General features: G+C 59.7%; 17 protein-coding genes. 11 read left to right on the top strand and 6 right to left on the bottom strand.

From position 1 onward, the window contains the following. Window positions 1–223 precede the first annotated feature (223 nt). Complete coding sequence (gene ppsA / locus ABWV89_RS18550) at window positions 224–2,629, bottom strand: phosphoenolpyruvate synthase (RefSeq protein ID WP_353400452.1); 2,406 nt, start codon at window positions 2,627–2,629, stop codon at window positions 224–226. 307 nt (window positions 2,630–2,936) lie between these two features. On the opposite strand from ppsA, the gene ppsR reads away from it, so the two are divergent. Further along, entirely contained in the window at window positions 2,937–3,749 is an 813-nt protein-coding gene (ppsR, locus tag ABWV89_RS18545; RefSeq protein WP_353400450.1) for a posphoenolpyruvate synthetase regulatory kinase/phosphorylase PpsR, read from the top strand. Window positions 3,750–3,840: 91 nt separating this feature from the next. Here ppsR and ABWV89_RS18540 read toward each other — a convergent pair whose 3' ends face one another. From ABWV89_RS18540 to ABWV89_RS18530, 3 genes are all read right to left on the bottom strand, one after another. Beyond that, the gene (locus ABWV89_RS18540) at window positions 3,841–4,227 is read right to left on the bottom strand and encodes a hypothetical protein (RefSeq protein WP_353400447.1); all 387 of its coding nucleotides are present in this window, start codon (window positions 4,225–4,227) and stop codon (window positions 3,841–3,843) included. Between the two features lie 146 nt (window positions 4,228–4,373). After that, a complete protein-coding gene (locus tag ABWV89_RS18535) occupies window positions 4,374–6,227 on the bottom strand; it encodes a sodium:solute symporter family protein (RefSeq protein WP_353400445.1) in 1,854 nt (617 codons plus the stop codon). A gap of 22 nt (window positions 6,228–6,249) precedes the next feature. Next, a complete protein-coding gene (locus ABWV89_RS18530) occupies window positions 6,250–6,510 on the bottom strand; it encodes a DUF4212 domain-containing protein (protein WP_353400442.1) in 261 nt (86 codons plus the stop codon). Window positions 6,511–7,084: 574 nt separating this feature from the next. Between ABWV89_RS18530 and ABWV89_RS18525 the strand changes: the two genes are divergently transcribed. Next, the gene (locus ABWV89_RS18525; protein ID WP_353400439.1) at window positions 7,085–7,393 is read left to right on the top strand and encodes a DUF485 domain-containing protein; all 309 of its coding nucleotides are present in this window, start codon (window positions 7,085–7,087) and stop codon (window positions 7,391–7,393) included. After that, window positions 7,390–9,246, top strand: a complete 1,857-nt coding sequence (locus ABWV89_RS18520) for a cation acetate symporter (protein WP_353400436.1) — start codon at window positions 7,390–7,392, stop codon at window positions 9,244–9,246. The genes ABWV89_RS18525 and ABWV89_RS18520 overlap by 4 nt, the downstream gene beginning before the upstream one ends. Window positions 9,247–9,318: 72 nt before the next feature. Here ABWV89_RS18520 and ahpF read toward each other — a convergent pair whose 3' ends face one another. Together ahpF and ahpC are read right to left on the bottom strand one after the other, a co-directional pair. Next, window positions 9,319–10,908 (bottom strand): alkyl hydroperoxide reductase subunit F, encoded by a 1,590-nt coding sequence (ahpF, locus tag ABWV89_RS18515; RefSeq protein WP_353400434.1) that lies wholly within the window; start codon window positions 10,906–10,908, stop codon window positions 9,319–9,321. A gap of 164 nt (window positions 10,909–11,072) precedes the next feature. Continuing rightward, window positions 11,073–11,636: an alkyl hydroperoxide reductase subunit C gene (ahpC, locus tag ABWV89_RS18510; RefSeq protein WP_353400431.1), complete on the bottom strand. Its 564-nt coding sequence runs from the start codon at window positions 11,634–11,636 to the stop codon at window positions 11,073–11,075. A gap of 271 nt (window positions 11,637–11,907) precedes the next feature. On the opposite strand from ahpC, the gene ABWV89_RS18505 reads away from it, so the two are divergent. The 8 genes from ABWV89_RS18505 to ABWV89_RS18470 form a co-directional block, all read left to right on the top strand. Continuing rightward, on the top strand, window positions 11,908–14,262 hold the full coding sequence (locus tag ABWV89_RS18505; protein ID WP_353400428.1) for a TonB-dependent receptor: 2,355 nt from the start codon (window positions 11,908–11,910) through the stop codon (window positions 14,260–14,262). A gap of 144 nt (window positions 14,263–14,406) precedes the next feature. Next, on the top strand, window positions 14,407–15,099 hold the full coding sequence (locus tag ABWV89_RS18500; protein WP_353400425.1) for a Fe2+-dependent dioxygenase: 693 nt from the start codon (window positions 14,407–14,409) through the stop codon (window positions 15,097–15,099). Further along, complete coding sequence (locus tag ABWV89_RS18495; RefSeq protein WP_353400422.1) at window positions 15,096–16,226, top strand: alpha-hydroxy acid oxidase; 1,131 nt, start codon at window positions 15,096–15,098, stop codon at window positions 16,224–16,226. Before ABWV89_RS18500 ends, ABWV89_RS18495 begins: the two co-directional genes overlap by 4 nt. Window positions 16,227–16,431: 205 nt before the next feature. Then, window positions 16,432–17,214, top strand: coding sequence for an energy transducer TonB (locus ABWV89_RS18490; protein ID WP_353400419.1), 783 nt, complete (start codon window positions 16,432–16,434; stop codon window positions 17,212–17,214). Between the two features lie 57 nt (window positions 17,215–17,271). Next, on the top strand, window positions 17,272–18,009 hold the full coding sequence (locus ABWV89_RS18485; RefSeq protein ID WP_353400417.1) for a MotA/TolQ/ExbB proton channel family protein: 738 nt from the start codon (window positions 17,272–17,274) through the stop codon (window positions 18,007–18,009). 11 nt (window positions 18,010–18,020) lie between these two features. Beyond that, window positions 18,021–18,440, top strand: a complete 420-nt coding sequence (locus tag ABWV89_RS18480) for an ExbD/TolR family protein (RefSeq protein WP_353400415.1) — start codon at window positions 18,021–18,023, stop codon at window positions 18,438–18,440. A gap of 16 nt (window positions 18,441–18,456) precedes the next feature. Then, the gene (gene hemP, locus ABWV89_RS18475) at window positions 18,457–18,651 is read left to right on the top strand and encodes a hemin uptake protein HemP (protein WP_502903260.1); all 195 of its coding nucleotides are present in this window, start codon (window positions 18,457–18,459) and stop codon (window positions 18,649–18,651) included. Window positions 18,652–18,967: 316 nt separating this feature from the next. Next, window positions 18,968–19,423, top strand: a 456-nt coding sequence (locus tag ABWV89_RS18470) for a hypothetical protein (RefSeq protein WP_353400412.1), incomplete at its 3' end; no start/stop codon positions are given.

Genomic DNA, 19,423 nt, shown 5'->3' with positions numbered 1-19,423 from the left:
AACGTTCTGGCCGGGCCTGCACTGATCCAGGTCAAGTCAGGCGCATGGCGCGCAGCCAGCCGCTTCCAGTGGCTTCCCTGATTTTCCGCCTGGCACTGACCACCGCCTTACGTGCGGGCGTGCCAGTGGCAGTGGCAGCCCCAAAACCAAAAAAGGCTGGTGCGCGCACCAGCCTTTCTCGGGTTCGAGCTCAGGTTCAGGGGCTGAGCCTGTGCCGTCAGTATCAGCGCTTGCCAGCGCTCTTGTCAGCCAGCAGCTGCCAGGTATCCAGAACCGTATCCGGGTTGAGCGAGATCGAGCTGATACCCTGCTCGCGCAGCCATTCGGCAAAGTCCGGGTGGTCGCTTGGGCCCTGGCCACAAATGCCCACGTACTTGTTTTCCGCACGGCAGGCCTTGATGACGCCTTCAAGCAAAGCCTTCACAGCCGGGTCACGCTCGTCAAAGTCGTGAGCCAGCAGCTCCAGGCCAGAATCCCTGTCCAGGCCCAACGTGAGCTGAGTCAGGTCGTTCGAGCCGATCGAGAAGCCGTCAAAGTACTGCAGGAACTGATGGGCCAGCACTGCATTGCTGGGGATCTCGCACATCATGATGAGCTTGAGGTCCTGCTCGCCGCGCTTGAGGCCATACTGACCCAGCAAGTCGACCACTTTTTCCGCCTGCTTGAGTGTGCGGACGAAGGGCACCATCACCTGTACATTCGTCAGACCCATTTCTTCGCGCACGCGCTTGATCGCCTCGCATTCCATGGCAAACGCTTCGCCAAAGTCCTCGCTGATGTAGCGGGCCGCGCCACGGAAACCCAGCATCGGGTTTTCCTCGTCCGGCTCATAGCGGCTGCCTCCCACCAGCTTGCGGTATTCGTTGGACTTGAAGTCCGACAGGCGAACAATCACGGGCTTGGGCCAGAACGCAGCGGCAATGGTCGCCACACCTTCTGCCACCTTGTCCACGTAGAAGGCGCGGGGAGACGCATGGCCACGGGCCACGGATTCGACGGCTTTTTTCAGGTCGGCATCGATGTTCGGATAGTCGAGGATGGCCTTGGGGTGCACACCAATGTTGTTGTTGATGATGAACTCCAGGCGAGCCAGGCCAACACCGCCGTTGGGAATCTGGGCAAAGTCGAAAGCAAGCTGGGGATTGCCCACGTTCATCATGACCTTGACATCGAGCTCGGGCATGTCACCGCGCTGAACTTCGGTCACTTCCATTTCCAGAAGACCGTCATAGATGTAGCCGGTATCACCCTCAGCGCAGCTCACCGTCACCAGTGTGCCGTCCTTGAGAGCACTGGTGGCGTCTCCACAACCCACCACAGCCGGAATACCCAGCTCGCGGGCAATGATGGCGGCGTGGCAAGTACGGCCGCCGCGATTGGTCACGATGGCACTGGCCTTCTTCATCACCGGCTCCCAGTTCGGGTCGGTCATGTCGGTCACGAGCACGTCACCCGCCTGGACCTTGTCCATCTCGCTGATGTTGTGCACCAGGCGCACGGGGCCGGTACCGATCTTCTGTCCAATGGCGCGGCCTTCGGCCAGCACAGCGCCCTTGCCCTTGAGCTTGTAGCGCAGCTCTTTTCCACCTGCCTGGCTCTTGACCGTCTCCGGCCGTGCCTGAAGGATGTAGAGCTGGCCGTCGGTGCCGTCCTTGCCCCATTCGATGTCCATGGGCCGGCCGTAGTGCTTCTCGATCACCATGGCATAGCGGGCCAGCTGCTCGACTTCTTCGTCGGTCAGCGAATAGCGGTTGCGCATCTCGGTCGGCACATCCACCGTCTTGACCAGTTGACCCGTCGCGGCCTTTTCTTCATCGGAGCTGAAGACCATCTCGATGAGCTTGGAGCCCAGGTTGCGACGAATGAGTGCGCGCTTGCCCGCTTCCAGCATCGGCTTGTGCACATAGAACTCATCCGGATTGACGGCACCTTGCACGACAGTCTCGCCCAGGCCGTAGCTGGAAGTGATGAAGACCACGTCCTCGAAGCCGGATTCGGTGTCGATGGTGAACATCACGCCAGCGGCTCCCTTGTCGGAGCGAACCATGCGCTGGATACCGGCGGACAGGGCCACTTCGTGGTGGGCAAACCCTTTGTGAACCCGGTAGCTGATGGCGCGGTCGTTGTACAGGCTGGCAAAGACTTCCTTGATCTTCTCGAGGACATGGTCGATACCCACGACGTTCAGGAACGTCTCCTGCTGGCCGGCGAACGAAGCATCCGGCAAGTCTTCGGCCGTCGCAGAGCTGCGCACCGCAAAGGAAGCCTGCTCGTTGCCGTCGCACAGCGTCACAAAGGCTTCGCGGATGGCCTGCTCGAGATCGGCCGGGAATGGCTGCTTCTCGACCATCTCGCGAATCTCGGCGCCGGCCTCCGCCAGCGCGCGGACATCTTCGGTGTCAAGGGCAGCCAGACGGGCATTGATGCGCTCGTCGAGCTTGTCGTTCTTGAGGAAATCGCGGAATGCGAAAGCCGTGGTGGCAAAGCCGGTCGGTACTTTGACGCCTTGCGGCAGTTGGGAAATCATTTCGCCGAGGCTGGCGTTTTTACCGCCAACTGACTCGACGTCAGACATTCTCAGTTTCTCAAATGGTACGACCAGGTCGGTGGCCGAAAAGAGGTTGGACATGGATAGACTCCGCTCAAGTTAAAAAAACGGGCAACCCAGGCAGCCAGGCCAACGCTTCGTTGTTCTGTTATGGAGTGGCGGCAGTGCATGGGCAAGAGATGTGGATGACCAAGTCAAGAATCTGAGTCAGGAATTTGCAGGCAGCGGCAGCGCAGTGCCATCAGAGACCGTTCAAAGCCCCGCCGACCAAACAAGCATAATGCCATATGGGAGGCACTCGGAGCGCGCGCCGCCCCTGCATTGTAGGGGTTCAGGGGCCAATCCCGGAGACCATACCCAGACCCTTTTGCCCTGATACCTTTTGCATATGTCCAACCGAACCGCCTATTTCGTCTCCGACGGCACCGGCATCACCGCCGAAACCTTTGGCAACGCCATCCTGGCGCAATTCGAAACCTCGTTGCGCAAAGCCAGACTTCCCTTCCTCAACAGCGTTGACCAGGCCCACCAGGCGGTCCGTCAGATCAACCACACAGCCACTGTGGAAGGCAAGCGGCCACTGGTCTTCATGACCGTTGTCAACACGGAGGTGCTGGAGGTATTCAAGAAGAACTGCAAAGGCATGATGTTTGACATGCTTGACACCTTCGTCAAGCCGCTCGAAGAGGAGCTGGGCATCAAGTCCAATCATCGCGTTGGGCGCTTCTCCGATGCCTCCAAGAGCCGCGAATACCATGACCGGATCGAGGCCATCGACTTTGCACTCAGCCATGATGACGGCCAGAGCAACCGTGACCTGCAAAGCTCTGATGTGATTCTGGTCGGCGTCAGCCGCAGCGGGAAGACCCCCACTTCTCTGTATCTGGCGATGCAGCACGGACTCAAGGCATCGAACTATCCGCTGATCCCCGAGGACTTCGAGCGGCGCAAGCTGCCCCCCGCACTGGTACCATTCCGCAAAAAACTGTTCGGCCTGACGATTTCACCCGAACGCTTGTCCGAGATCCGCAATGAGCGTCGGCCCAATTCCCGCTATGCCAGTCTGCAGAACTGCCGTGAAGAGGTCGCCAGCGCTGAAGCCATGATGCGGCGCGAAGGCATCCGGTGCCTGTCTACCACACACAAATCGATCGAGGAGATCTCCGCGACCATCTTGCAGGAGATCCAGCCTTCGCGCTGACAGGCGAACCCGCACCAGAAGAAAAGCCGACGCATGCGTCGGCTTTTCGCTTTTCATCTGACGATGACAGTGACGGTGTGTCTGGCCGGAATCACCGGCTGGAAGCTTCCTTCGCTTGCGCAGCCTTCTTCTTGCCAGAGCCAAACCCATGGGCCTGCATGCGCAATGCCAGCGAGGCAAAGATCTTCATCCACAAGGTTACGCCAGCTGTGGCAATCCAGTCTTCACGCGCCATGGCCTGAAAACCAAGCACTGAAACCAGCACGCCGACCAGCACAATGCCAGCGAGAAAGTTGATGATGAACTCGTAGGGAGCGTATTTCTCTGCATTGGCCGGTGGAACACCGCGCTTGAGCGCGACTTCAGAGAAGTCCCGCTTGAAGAAGATCTTCCAGGCACGCCGCAGCCACACAAAGCTGACGGGAATGAGTGCGAGCAGGAATATCCAGTTGAGAAAGAAGATGTCGAGGCTCCACATGGGTGTTTTCCGGTTCGGGCAGGCGGTCCAACACAACCGCGAGAGGGCTAGGCCCCTATTGTCTCAATAAAAAACCCCGCCGGTTGCCCGGCGGGGTTGGGCGTCTCAAACAGGTGGCCGGAGCCACCCATTCAATGCCGGGTCAATCAGTGACCGGTGGCAGCGCCTGCACCCTTGGGCACACGCACGCTCTCAACCAGATCCTGAATGTGGGCAGGGACAGGAGCGCCCATCTTGCTCACGATGATGGCCACGGCGAAGTTGACGATGGCGCCAACCGTACCGAATGCCTCAGGCGTGATGCCGAAGAACGAGTTGGCTCCGCCGATCACGTCGAGGTACTCGGTGCCCTTGATGAACAGGATACCCTTGTGTGCGAACACGTAGAACAGGGTCACAGCCAGACCGGACAACATGCCGGCAATGGCGCCCTTGTCAGACACGCTCTTGCTGAAGATACCCATCATGATCGCAGGGAAGATGGTGGAAGCCGCAATACCGAAGGCCAGAGCCACCGTACCTGCAGCGAAGCCTGGAGGATTCAGACCCAGGTAGCCAGCGACGACAATCGCAACCGCCATCGAGATCTTGCCAGCCATGAGCTCGCCCTTCTCGCTGATGTCAGGGTTGATGGCACCCTTGATCAGGTCGTGGGAGATGGCGGAAGAGATCGCCAGCAGCAGACCAGCAGCCGTCGACAGAGCAGCAGCCAGACCACCAGCGGCCACCAGTGCGATCACCCAGTTCGGCAGCAGCGCGATTTCCGGGTTGGCCAGCACCATGATGTCGGCGTTGACGGTCAGCTCGTTGCCTTTCCAGCCAGCGGCGTCAGCCTTGCCTTTGGTGATCTCGTTGCCAGTCTTGTCGTTGTAGTACTGGATACGGCCGTCACCGTTCTTGTCTTCCCAAGCCAGCAGGCCGGTCTGTTCCCAACGCTTCATCCAGTTTGGACGCTCGTCGTACTTCAGGCTGGCTTCTTCGGCGAAGAGGTCGGCATTGGCCTTGACAGCTTCAGAATCCACACCGATGGAGCCCGACTCGGTCTTGACCAGACCGACAGCGGAGTTGACCGTACCGATCAGGTTCAGCTTGGCCATGGCGCCGACCGCAGGTGCGGTGGTGTACAGCAAAGCGATGAACACCAGGGCCCAGCCAGCAGAAGCGCGGGCGTCAGCCACCTTCGGCACCGTGAAGAAGCGAACGATCACGTGTGGCAAACCTGCCGTACCGATCATCAGCGAAACGGTGTAGAAGAACATGTTCAGCTTGGAGCCGGCCACGTTGGTGGTGTATTCACCAAAGCCCAGGTCCTTGGCCACCATGTCGAGCTTGTCGAGCAGAGTGACGTCAGTACCAGTCATGGTTGCGCCGAGACCCAGCTGTGGCAGTGCATTGCCGGTCAGGTTCAGGGAGATGAAGAAGGCAGGCACCAGGTAGGCCAGGATCAGCACGCAGTACTGGGCCACCTGGGTGTAGGTAATGCCCTTCATGCCACCGAACACGGCGTAGGCAAACACGATGCCCATACCGAGGTAAATTCCTGTCTCTTTGTCGACGTTCAAGAAACGCGCAAAGGTCACGCCCACACCGACCATCTGGCCGATGATGTAGGTCAGCGAAGCGACCAGCAGGCAGATCACAGCCACGTTGCGGGCCGCCTTGGAGTAGTAGCGGTCTCCGACGAACTCAGGCACGGTGAACTTGCCGAACTTGCGCAGGTACGGTGCCAGCAGCATGGCCAGCAACACGTAGCCACCGGTCCAGCCCATCAGGAACACCGATGCACCGTAACCGAGGTTGGCGATCAGACCCGCCATGGAGATGAAGGAGGCGGCCGACATCCAGTCAGCAGCCGTGGCCATACCGTTGGTGACAGGGTGAACACCACCGCCGGCGACGTAGAACTCGGAGGTGCTGCCCGCACGAGCCCAGAAAGCAATGCCGAGGTACAGCGCGAAGCTGGCACCCACGACAATATAGGTTAGGGTTTTCAGATCCATTTTGTATTCGTCCTATGCGGTATCAGTCTTCGCTCATGCCGTACTTGCGATCAATGGCACCCATGCTCTTGGCATACCAGAAGATCAGTGCGATGAACACGTAAATGGAGCCTTGCTGCGCAAACCAGAAGCCCAGCGGATAACCGCCCAGCTTGATTCCGTTGAGCACGTCCACCAACAGGATGCCTGCGCCGTAGGACACGATGAACCAAATGATCAGGATCTTGGTCAGCAGTCCCAGCGTTGCAGACCAATAGGCCTTTGCATTGCTTTCGCTAGTCATGAAAGTCATCTCCTCGAGTGATGCTTGTTCCGAGCATTCCAGTGGTCCGGAACACCCTTCGTATACGCCTTCCACACTTAGGGATTCGGGCTGTACGGACCGCACTCTGTTATCGCTTGCTTACAGAAAAATTTCGATTGGCTGCCCTGTCTTTCAAACCTAGGGAAAGCACCTAGCAATCGGCTGCATCACGCCACGTCACCCAAGGGTTATCCCTCAAGGGTTGTCGCCAAGCCAGTCCGACGGGCTGAGCGCGCATCACGCCAGCACACCCGTTTTCGATGCTTCTTCACACCAACATTTCTCCTGACTTTCTCGAATGGAAACAGTGCCGTGCGACAGTGCCGGAAATGAGCAGGAAAAGACCTTTTTTTTCCTTCGTTCAGAGCGCGCAACAACAGGATTCAAGCCGGTTTTCGGGGGATCCGCCATCGGCATCCTGATACAGGTGGATACGCGTTGATCAGCCTTTCATGCATTTGGCTGCATGCGTCAGCCAGGCGTCATTTCCCGGTAAGAAGTTGGTAAGAGCCGAAGCCTAGATTCGCGGCCTCTCAACTTCCCAGAGGCATTCATGGACGACAAGCTGATCCAAAGGATCGCGCGCAATCCCAAGTACCAGGAACTGAAAGCCAAGCGATCTCGTTTTGGCTGGATCCTGACCGCCGCCATGATGACCGTGTACTACGGCTTCATCTTGCTGGTGGCGTTCAACAAGGAGTTTTTGTCCCAACGCCTCGGTGAAGGCGTGATGACCATTGGCATCCCCGTGGGGTTTGCCGTCATCGTGTTCACCATCGTGATCACAGGTGTCTATGTGCGCCGTGCCAACCACGAGTTCGACGAATTGTCTGAAACCGTTGCCGTGGAGGCCTACAAATGAGCCGCACTTCTTTGACTTATGCATCAGCCAAACACCCGACTGGGGGCTGGCGAACCTTGCGCCCCGCTTTGACCGCAGCCCTGATCTCTGTCATGGCTGCATCTGCCATGGCTGCGGGTGCCGATCTGGGACAGGCGGACAAGCAGGCCACCAACTGGACCGCCATCTCCATGTTTGCCGCCTTTGTGGTCCTGACCTTGTTCATCACCAAATGGGCCGCTGCCAAAACGCGCAGCGCCGCCGATTTCTACACCGCGGGCGGCGGTATCACAGGATTCCAGAATGGCCTGGCCATCGCTGGCGACTACATGTCGGCCGCTTCTTTCCTGGGTATTTCCGCCGCCGTGATGGCATCCGGCTTTGATGGTCTGATCTATTCCATCGGCTTTCTGGTGGGCTGGCCGGTCATCACATTCCTGATGGCCGAGCGGCTTCGCAACCTGGGCAAGTTCACCTTCGCCGACGTGGCCGCCTTCCGGTTCGAGCAAAAACCCATCCGCATCTTTGCGGCGTCGGGCACTCTGGTTGTGGTGGCGTTCTACCTGATCGCGCAGATGGTGGGGGCTGGCCAGCTGATCAAGCTGCTGTTTGGCCTGGACTACTACGTTGCCGTGATCATCGTCGGCGCACTCATGATGGTGTACGTGCTGTTCGGTGGCATGACGGCCACGACCTGGGTGCAGATCATCAAGGCATGTTTGCTGCTGGGCGGCGCTTCCTTCATGGCCTTCATGGTGTTGTGGAACTTCGGCTTCAGCCCTGAAGCCATGTTCGCCAAGGCTGTCGAGATCAAGGCGCAACTGGGCGGTGCCGCCAAAGAAACAGCCATTGCAGCAGCTCAGGCAGCCAGCGCTTCGGCGAGCAGTCCGGAAGCGGCGGCCAAAGCCGCCACGGACCTTGCGACTGCCTCGGCAATGCCCGACGCAGCCAAGGCAGGTCAGTCGATCATGGGTCCTGGCAACTTCGTGAAGGACCCGATCTCCGCCATCAGCTTCGGCATGGCGCTGATGCTTGGAACCGCCGGCCTGCCCCACATCCTGATGCGTTTCTTCACCGTGCCTTCGGCCAAGGAAGCACGCAAATCGGTCATGTGGGCCACAGGCTGGATCGGCTACTTCTATCTGCTGACCTTCATCATCGGCTTCGGCGCCATCACCTTTGTGCTGACAAACCCCGGCTTCCTGGACGCCAAGGGTGGACTGGTCGGTGGCAACAACATGGCGGCGGTTCACCTGGCCAATGCGGTGGGTGGCAACATGTTCCTGGGCTTCATCTCCGCTGTGGCTTTCGCCACCATCCTGGCAGTGGTGGCGGGCCTTACGCTCTCGGGTGCTTCAGCCGTGTCGCACGACATCTACGGCACCGTGATCAAGAAGGGCAAGGCCGACAGTGCCGATGAACTGCGCGTGTCGAAGATGACCACAATAGCGCTGGGGGTCATCGCCGTGGTACTCGGCATCGCCTTCGAGAAGCAGAACATCGCATTCATGGTGTCTCTGGCCTTTGCCATCGCCGCATCTGCCAACTTTCCGGTGCTCTTCATGAGCGTACTGTGGAAGGACTGCACCACCAAAGGCGCAGTGATCGGCGGCTTCCTGGGGCTGATTTCCTCTGTGGCCCTCACAGTGGTCTCGCCGTCGGTGTGGGAAGCGACACTGGGCAACCCCAAGGGTTCGGCACTGTTCCCCTACACGTCGCCAGCCCTGTTTTCGATGACCATCGGTTTTGTCGGCATCTGGCTTTTCTCCATCCTGGACAAGAGCGCTCGTGCCAAGCAAGATCGTGCTGGCTTCCTGGCCCAGCAGGTTCGCGCCGAAACCGGCATCGGTGCCGCGGGTGCCTCGGGCCATTGATACAAGCAAGGCTGTTTTTCATACAAAAGGCCCCGCTGTCGCGGGGCCTTTTCGTGTCAGCTGAGTGCCCGTTCAGGCCGTTGCAGCCTCCTTGCTGCTGGCCGTCACTGGCTGGCGAATCAGATAGTCAAAGGCGCTGAGCGAAGCCTTGGCACCCTCACCTGCGGCGATGACGATCTGTTTGTAAGGCACCGTTGTGCAGTCACCGGCAGCGAACACGCCATCGACATTGGTCTCACCCCTGGCATCGACCATGATTTCGCCGAACTTGCTGAGCTCCACTGTTCCCTTGAGCCACTCGGTGTTCGGCACCAGGCCGATTTGCACGAACACACCCTCGAGCGCGAGATGCTGCTCTTGGCCGCTCGCACGGTCCTTGAAGGTCAGTCCGTTGACCTTGCTGCCATCACCCGTGATCTCGGTGGTCTGTGCGTTCACGTGGATGTCCACGTTGGGCAGACTCTTGAGCTTGTTGACCAGCACGGCATCGGCCTTGAGCTGATCGGCAAATTCCACCACGGTCACATGGGCCACCACGCCAGCCAGATCGATCGCCGCTTCCACGCCGGAGTTGCCTCCACCAATGACGGCAACCTTCTTGCCCTTGAAGAGCGGTCCGTCGCAGTGCGGGCAGTAAGCCACACCCTTGTTCTTGTACTCCTGTTCGCCGGGCACGTTCACGTTGCGCCACCGCGCGCCAGTGGACAGGATGACGCTGCGAGACTGCAACGCTCCACCGTTTTCCATCTTCACGGTGACAAGACCGCCGGGCTGCTCAGGGCCCGTGAGCTCTGCAGCGCGTTGCATGTTCATGATGTCCACTCCGTAGTGGCGCACCTGCTCTTCCAGCGCAGCGGCGAACTTGGGACCATCGGTTTCCAGCACGGAAATGTAGTTCTCGATCGACATGGTGTCATTGACCTGACCGCCCATGCGTTCCGCTGCAATACCGACGCGCAGGCCTTTGCGGGCTGCATACACAGCCGCGGCAGAACCAGCCGGGCCACCGCCGACAATCAACACGTCAAACGGGTCCTTGGCGTTGATCTTGGCGGCTTCGCGCTCGTCCGACTTGGTGTCGAGTTTGGCAACAATCTCTTCGACCGACATGCGACCCGAGGTGAACATCTCTCCATTGAGAAAAACCATGGGCACGGCCATGACTTCACGCCGTTGCACTTCGTCCTGGAACATGCCGCCCTCGATCACCGCGGTCTTGATCCTTGGATTGACGATGGACATGAGTGACATTGCCTGAACCACGTCGGGGCAGTTGTGGCATGAGAGGCTCATGTAGACCTCGAAGTTGAAGTCCCCCTCAAGCTCACGAATGGCCTGCAGCGTTTCTTCACTGACCTTCGGAGGATGGCCTCCCGTCCACAGGAGAGCCAGCACCAGGGAGGTGAATTCGTGCCCCAGCGGAATGCCGGCAAACCGCACGCCTTCTTCGCTCCCCTCTTTCGCGATCACAAAGGAAGGCTTGCGCTCATCGTTGCCAGCGTCGCTGAAGCTGACCTTGTCAGACAGGCTGGCAATCTGCTCCAGCAGCTGGCGCATGTCGGCAGAGTTTTCGCCGCTGTCCAGTGATGCGATGAGTTGAATGGGGTGGCGCAGGTTCTGCAAGTAAGTTTGCAGTTGCTGGCTCATGGTGGCGTCAAGCATGGGTTCTCCTTTTTGAGCGGACAAGACAAGGTTGAGATGACAGGAATGGATATCAACCAGTGCCGCTGTTGCATGGGCCTGCGAGGGGCAAGCCCATGGGGCAGCGAAACTGCTGCCCCTGAACGCCGTGGAAACAGCGTTCGGGGACTACTGAGTGGGCAGGATCAGATCTTGCCGACCAGGTCCAGGGAAGGAGCCAGGGTCTTGGCGCCTTCGTTCCACTTGGCTGGGCACACTTCGTTCGGGTGAGCAGCAACGTACTGGGCAGCTTTGAGCTTGCGCAGGGTTTCCTTGACGTCACGAGCGATCGCGTTGTCGTGCACTTCCATGGTCTTGATCACGCCATCGGGATTGATCACAAAGGTGCCGCGCAATGCCAGACCTTCTTCGGCAATGTGCACGTCGAAAGCGTTGGTCAGCTGGTGGGTTGGGTCACCGACCAGCGGGAACTTGGCCTTGCCCACGGCTGGGGAGGTCTCGTGCCACACCTTGTGGGAGAAGTGGGTGTCGGTGGTCACGATGTAGACCTCGGCACTGGCTTTCTGGAACTCTGCGTAGTTGTCAGCAGCGTCTTCAACTTCGGTTGGGCAGTTGAAGGTGAAAGCAGCAGGCATGAAGATGAGGACAGACCACTTGCCCTTCAGGTTGGCTTCCGTCACTTCAACAAAGTTGCCGTTGTGGAAGGCCTGGACTTTGAAGGGTTGAACTTCGGTATTGATCAGAGACATGAGTCTTACTCTCTTTCTTTCCTAGCTAGGGTTGATGGAAATCCGTGGGCGCACATTTTTCACGCCACGGAGACAATCATAGATCACATCTATCGATTGTTGATATTGATAGTTTTTATCCGACCCATAGGAATTTCCAACCTGCAACCCATTGTCACAGTCAGACCGCTGTCTATGTAATAATATTCATTCTCATCTAGCCAGCCACTACCCTGCGTCATTGCTTCGAGTAGCAGCCAGCCGACAACCCTGTCACCTGACTCTCTCGACCATGACATCCAAAGCCTCCCGCAAGGCCCGGCGAAACGCTGCGCCCCCATTCGCACCGGCGACTCCCGCCACCTCTGTCCGGCAATCCCTGGCCATTCCGCTCGGCGCTGCACTGCTGGCAGGTTCGCTTGGCCATGCCTATGCCCAGGAAGCCAACCAGCCCGATGCCAAGACAGACAATGCCCTGCCCACAGTGGTGGTGCGCGACAAAGCCGACGCTCCGCAAGGCCGGGACAGCCTGACCACAGAGTCCACCTCCATCGGCAAGGGCAATCAGGCTCTGCGGGACATTCCCCAGTCTGTGACTGTGGTCACCGAGAAGCTGATCGATGACAGACATCTTGACACGGTCAAGGAAGCGCTAAAGAACACCGCCGGCATCACCTTCCAGGCAGCTGAAGGAGGAGAAGAAGACATTCGCCTGCGCGGCTTTGCACTGCAGTCGACCGGCGACCTGTTCATCGACGGCATGCGCGATCCGGCCATTTACGACCGAGACACGTTCAACCTGGACCGCATGGAAGTCTTGCGTGGCTCGGCGTCCATGATGTTTGGACGGGGCTCCACCGGTGGCGCGGTCAATCAGGTCAGCAAGACCCCGCAGCTGATGGACGAGAACCAGGTCGACCTGACCCTTGGCAGCCACAAGTACATCCGCCTCACTGGCGACTTCAATGTGGCCACGGGCGAGAGCTCCGCCTTCCGTGTCAACGCCATGGCCACCAATGCCGACAACAATGGCGCCGGATCCAGCATCGACAAGCGCGGCCTCGCCGCAGCCTACCGCTGGGGGATTGGCGAGCGTGATGAGTTCCAGGCGAGCTTCTATCACCTCAACAACAAGAACGGCATCAACTACGGCATGCCATATGTGCCGCCAAGCGAAGGCTCTTCAGACCGTGCCCTTCTGCCGCTGGATCCGGATACCTACTACGGCGCAGCCAGTGATTACAACCATGGCAGCGCCAACATTGCTGGCTTCGACCACAAACACCGTTTCAGCCACGACAGCGAGCTCACCACAAAAGTTCGCGTGGGCCAGTTCGAGAGGGATCAGCGCGCGGGCGCAATCCGCATTTGCCAGGAAGGCATCAGCCGGCGCACGGGCGAGCTGACCAATGTGGGATGCCCCACCAGTGTGACACTGGACAACTTCGGCAATGGGACGGAGCTGACCCGGGGTACCCACCTGAAGATCCAGGACATGGACATCGCCCAGGTACAAAGTGACTTCACCCGCAAGTTCACTGCCCTGGGGCTGGAGCACAGCCTGATCGCAGGCGTCGATGCTTCGCAGGAAACACGCAAGGTTTATGCGGCACTCTCCGGCCAGCAAGGCGGTGTCGACATGGACAAGCCCAACACCTTCGTCGGAACCCCTGACGATGGCGCCCGGGTCAACGAAGGAGCACGCGTCCTGCGTGTCAACAACGAGTACGTGGCCAAGGCCATGGGGGCCTATGTACAGGACACCATCAAGGTAGCGCCTGACTGGAAGCTCATCGGCGGGCTTCGCTACGACTACCTTACCGGCGACTACGACAACCACTCGATTCCGGACAATGCCAGTGGCCCCGTGTCGACAGAGAGCTACCGGATGAAAGTCTCCGAGTGGAGTCCACGCGTGGGTGTGCTTTACCAGCCAACGCCATTGCATTCCTTCCATGCTTCAGCCGGCACATCATTCAACACCTCGGGTGATGCCTACTCGCTCGGCGCCGACAACGTCGACACGCCGCCTGAAAAAAGCGCCAACTTCGAGATTGGTGCCAAGATCGATTCGGCCGACAAGAAGTTCAGTACCCGCATGGCGCTGTTTCACTCGACCAAATACAACGAGCGCAACACCGACCCCGACCGACCTGTCACCACCCTTTCCGGCAAGCGCCACGTCACCGGTGTCGAGCTCGACTTTGCGGGCCGCCTGAGCCCACGCTGGGAAGTCTTCGCTTCGTACATGTGGATGCCGATCGCCAAGGTGGACAAGGCAGCGCCATGCCCTGACGAGGGACGCTGCGCCCAGGGCACCCCGGGTGAACGCCCGGGTGACCGCCCTGCGCTGACCCCCAAACACAGCGGAACGGTCTGGACCACCTACCAGTTCACGCCGAAGTTCCGCATGGGAGCAGGCCTGAACTTCCGCAGCAAGCAAAGCCCCACACGAGTGGAGTGGCAGGTGCCAGCCTATGTCACGGCAGACCTGATGGCGGAGTATGCGCTGGACTTCAACCGCTGGATCATCAAGGCCAACCTGACCAACGTCACCAACAAGCTCTATGCCGATCAACTTTATCCGGGCCACTACGTGCCAGGCGCTGGCCGCCAGCTTCAGGTCACCGCGAGTCTGAAGTTCTGACGTTTTGCATCACGTGAAGTCCGACTGGTCTTCGGACCCGAAAGGACTTCACTTCAGAGCGTTCCACGCCTTCTCCAAGGCTTGCCCGTTGCGTCTCCAGGCGCAACGGCTTTTTTCTTTCTCTGCCCACCGTCACACTTCAACATGCTGGTTCAACTGCCCCGACTTCTGGATGCCGACACCCTCAGATCCTTGCGGACATCGCTGGAAACAGCCCCGTGGGAGGATGGCGAGAGCAGCGCAGGTGCCCAGGCACGCCAGGTCAAGAACAATCTGCAGTTGCCTCATGACTGCCCACAAGCCAGGCAAGTACAAGCAGCTGTCCTGGGAGCACTGGACCGGTCCAACACCTTCTTCAGTGCAGCTCTGCCCCTGAAGGTGTTCACCCCCCGTGTCAATTGCTACAACGCCGAGCACAGCGCGTACGGCCGCCATGTGGACAACGCAATACGGCTCAAACCGCAGGCTCAGGGTGGCGCCGACCCGGTCCGGACCGACTTGTCCTGTACCGTCTTTCTCAGCGAACCCGACGAGTACGACGGCGGCGAGCTGGTGATTCAGGACACTTACGGGCAACAGTCTGTCAAGCTCGCCGCCGGTGACGCCGTGCTCTACCCTGGCACCAGCGTACATGAGGTGCTGCCGGTCACACGGGGCGCACGACTGGCCAGCTTCTTCTGGATCCAGAGCATGGTCCGCAGCGACGAGCAGCGCCGCCTTCTGCACACGCTGGACAACACCACCGTCGACCTCCGCGTGCAACACGGTGAGACGGATCATGCCGTCGCACTGACCGGCATCTATCACAACCTCTTGCGCATGTGGGCACAAACATGAGCACCAATCCCGACACGGCAGTGGCCTCGTTTCTCACTGGCAGCATTTCCAACCTGGCCGATCACGAGGCACTGGCCAGGCACACGCTCTCGAAAGATGTCTTTGCCTACATACAGGGTGGCGCTGGCGACGAAAACACACTGAGGCGAAACACGGACGCCTGGCAATCGCAGCTGCTGCACCCCCGCGTCCTCCATGTCCAGTCAGCCCCTGTCTTGACAACACAGCTGCTCGGCCATGCCCTCTCGCACCCGATCATGCTGGCACCGACGGCCTACCATTCACTTGTGCACCCTGACGGAGAGCTGGCCACCGCCCTTGCCGCCTCTGCTCTGCAAACAGGCATGGTCCTCAGTGCTCAGTCGAGCCAACCCATGGAGGCGGTGGCGAGGCACTTTCTGGGCGGAGACACACCTCCTGCCGCTCCCTTGTGGTTTCAGCTGCACTGGCTCGGCGAAAAAGCGCTCATGCGGGACCTGGCACAGCGAGCTCGTCAGGCAGGATATGGCGCCCTGATGCTGACTGTCGATGCACCGGTGCAAGGTGTGCGCGACCGCGAACGACGCGCCGGCTTCAGCCACCCTGCCCACATTCGCCCGGTCAACCTGCCCCCTGCTGCGCTACCTGCGGCTGCCAGTGGCGGCGACCCCGATGCCATTGGCAAGGTGCTGGCACGGGCACCTACTTGGGAAGACGTTGCCTGGCTGGCGCAGATATCCGAACTACCTGTTCTTCTCAAAGGCATCACCCACGAAGATGATGCGCGTCTGGCAGTGTCATCCGGGGCCGCCGGGCTGGTGGTGTCCAACCATGGTGGCCGCGTCCTGGACACCATGCCTGCCACGGCGCAAAGCCTTCCAGGGGTGATCCGCGCGGTGGAAGGCCGATGCCCAGTCATTGTCGACGGAGGAATTCGCAGGGGCACTGATGTGATCAAGGCGCTCGCAATGGGTGCAAGTGCCGTCATGATCGGTCGACCCGTGTTGCACGGGTTGACCAACGGAGGTGCTCAGGGCGTGGCCCACGTCATTCGCCTGCTGCTGGACGAATTCTCCATCGCCATGGCCTTGTGCGGATGCCGGTGCATCGGCGATATCCAGCCCAAGCTTCTGACCACAAGCCGATGACCGCACTTTCGCTATCAAAAAAAGAGGAAAAATCTCCGCTTCAATTGGTAATGCGAGTCATTATCATTTATACTAACGAAAAGACGAACTGCACCGCTCACCAAACCATGACTTTGAACACCATCCTGCTCATCTGCGGCGCTCTTGGCGCGGTGTGTCTGGCGACTGGCTGGGTTCTGCGCAGATGAACACGAACAGCTCGGCCATGCCGACCTCCTACACTATGCTCACCGAGCTGCCCGAAGTTTCCAATCGGGCAGCGCATCACGCCGACCTTGCACTGATACCCGAGACCCCCGTGACCCAGCGCATTGCCATCGTCATGTTCGTACTTGGGATGCATGCGCTTGCGCTGTGGGCACTACAGGCCGGATTCACGCGCCCTGCCCCGCAGATCGTGGTCCCCATCAGTCTGGAGGCCAGCATGATCGTTGCGCCCAAGCCTGAGCCCGTCGTCGCTCCGCCTGTCCCCGAGCCAGAGCAGCCAGCACCCAAGCCCGAAACGGTCACCCCCAAGGCGCAACCCAAGCCCAAACCCAGGCCTCGGCCTGTCCCCAAGCCGACCCCGGTGGCCGAATCAGTGGTCGAGCCTGAGGCGCTGGCCAGTGACGCTGCAGCGCAAGATACGCCTGCCGTTGACGTCGCCACACAAAGCGATGCCGCGCCAGCAGAGGCAGCACCCAAGGCCCCACCGCCACCGCCTGCTCTCGAGCTGCCGACCGAGCGCGCCGCCTACCTGGGCAACCCTGCGCCGGCCTATCCGCGCATGTCCAAGCGTCTTGGCGAGCAAGGCACCGTGAGGGTGCGCGTTCTCATCGGTGTCGACGGCAAAGCCACACAAGCCACCATCGCCAGATCAAGCGGTTTTTTCCGCCTCGACGAGGCTGCCCTGGAAGCCGCAAGCAACTGGCGCTATGTCCCCGGCAAACGCGGCGGCATTCCCGAGGCCATGTGGTACGTCGTGCCAGTACGTTTCGAGTTGCAGTAAGCCAGGACCTGTGCCGCTGCCCTTCTTCCCACCCATTCGTTTCAACCCATTGAATTCATGAACCCCGATCGCGCTTCCTCCGGACTGCTTCACATGTGGGCACAAGGTGACAACGTCACCCGGATTGTTGCCATTGTTCTGCTCCTGATGTCCGTTACCACCTGGGTGATCATTGCCCTCAAGCTGCTCAAGCAACGTACCCAGCGACGCCAGGCAGGCCAATGCGATGGCTTCTGGCACAGCGCAGATTTCGCCGAAGGACTGGACAAGCTCGGCCAACCGGACGGCAACCCTTTTCATGGTCTGGCCATGCACGGGCGCGAAGCCACACGCCATATCCTTCATCAGGACGGCGCCCAGGCCCCCCAGCTGCACGACAAACTCGACCTGAGCGACTGGGTGGAGCGCTCGCTGCGCAACCATCTCGACGACTTCACTGCCCGCGCTCAAAGTGGTCTGACGGTGCTCGCCTCCATTGCGTCGACGGCGCCCTTTGTCGGGTTGTTCGGCACCGTGTGGGGCATCTATCACGCCCTCATCGGCATTGGTCAATCTGGCCAGGTGGGCATTGATCAGGTGGCAGGCCCTGTGGGTGAAGCACTCATCATGACCGCCATGGGACTGGCCGTGGCCATTCCCGCTGTGCTGGGATACAACGCTCTGGTTCGCGCCAACAAGTATGTGCTGCACCGACTCAACCGGTTCGCCAACGACCTGCACGCGTACTTCGTGACCGGCGGCCGAGTCTCTGCGGCTGCCACTGACGGTCGCGTCCTGCCCCTGAAGAAAGCCTGAGGCAAAGCACCATGGCCATTGGTACGCAAGAAGACAACGACCAGATGCTCAGCGAAATCAACATGATTCCGTTCATCGACGTCATGCTGGTATTGCTGATCATCTTCATCATCACGGTGCCGGTCATCAAGCACGCAGTCAACGTTGAGCTTCCCGAAGCCAACAGCCAGGCGCTTGAACCTGAGAAGGAAAACGTACGCCTGAGCATCAACGCGGACGGCGAGTACTTCTGGAACGAGCTGCCTGTGCAGCAGGCGGAAATGGCTGCCAGGATGAGCGCAATGGCAGCCGAAATGCCACAGCCGACCCTGCACATCCAGGGCGACAAGGCGGTTCGCTACGAGACCGTGGCCACCGCCATGTCGCTCGCCCAAAGTGCCGGCATTCGGCAGATCGGCTTCGTCACCGAAGCAGCCCCCACCCAGCCCTGAGGCGAAAGGAACAACCATGCTTTCGAACGACGCCATGGCCAACATGGCCGACAGCCAGGACAACAGGCCAGCTGAAGCGCCCAATGCACAACCCCCTCTTCTGAACAGCCAGAACGTGCTCCAGGGCCACAAGAGTGTGGTCATTGAACACAATGGCTCGACCTATCGGCTGCAGACCACTCGCCAGGGCAAGCTGATCCTGACGAAGTAAGCCTCCGGGCCAATCAGACACCTCCACATCAGCCTGCCATTCGACCCGCCGAAATGCCTGCTGATTAATCCGTTTTCATCGTGGGGCGACATGTCGCAGTGCCTACCGTCACTGCCCTGTCGTTTTTGGCCAGCCAGGGCGGACTCTTCTTTGAGTCATCCGTCAGTAGCCAAGCCTTTTTTTCCTTGCCCCACGCCATCAGGTCCTCCTTGACCAGTCATACAAGCAGGGGACCACACCCCCCATTCGGCGGGTATCACCATCACCGGCCAGCGCCTACGCTTGAACCCTCAGTCACGAAACGGCAGGAGGGAACATGGCAAACCAAATACTGGGCACAAGCCTGCACATGGCGAAATGGGGCGGATTCGCGCTCGTGGTATCGGCTTGTTCAGTTGACACGACAGGCCTGTTGGTCATAGCGCCGCGTCACTACGAAGTCGAGTGCGAGGCGCGCTATAGTTATCAAACGACTGACGGTATCGATGCAGAATCCACATTGCCCATCACCGCGGGCTACTGCGTGGCATACGACCCCGACGTCTTCGTTGACCACGATATCCTCAGGACAAATGCCTGCGCCATCGCCACCAACGTTGATGTACAGCGGTACGAAATCCCTGAGGCTCGGCCTGCGTCTGTCACACTCATCGAGTTCACCCCCCAAACCCCATATGCGGCAGGTTGGGACTGTGTTCCTGGAACCTACGGCTCGGCCAGCGACGGCTTGAGCGATGACGACGAGATCGGTTCCGGCTCCAGCATGCTGAGT

The organism is Hydrogenophaga sp. 5NK40-0174, assembly GCF_040372165.1.
Lineage (GTDB): Bacteria > Pseudomonadota > Gammaproteobacteria > Burkholderiales > Burkholderiaceae_C > Hydrogenophaga.
This window is presented reverse-complemented; position numbering and strand designations above follow the sequence as displayed.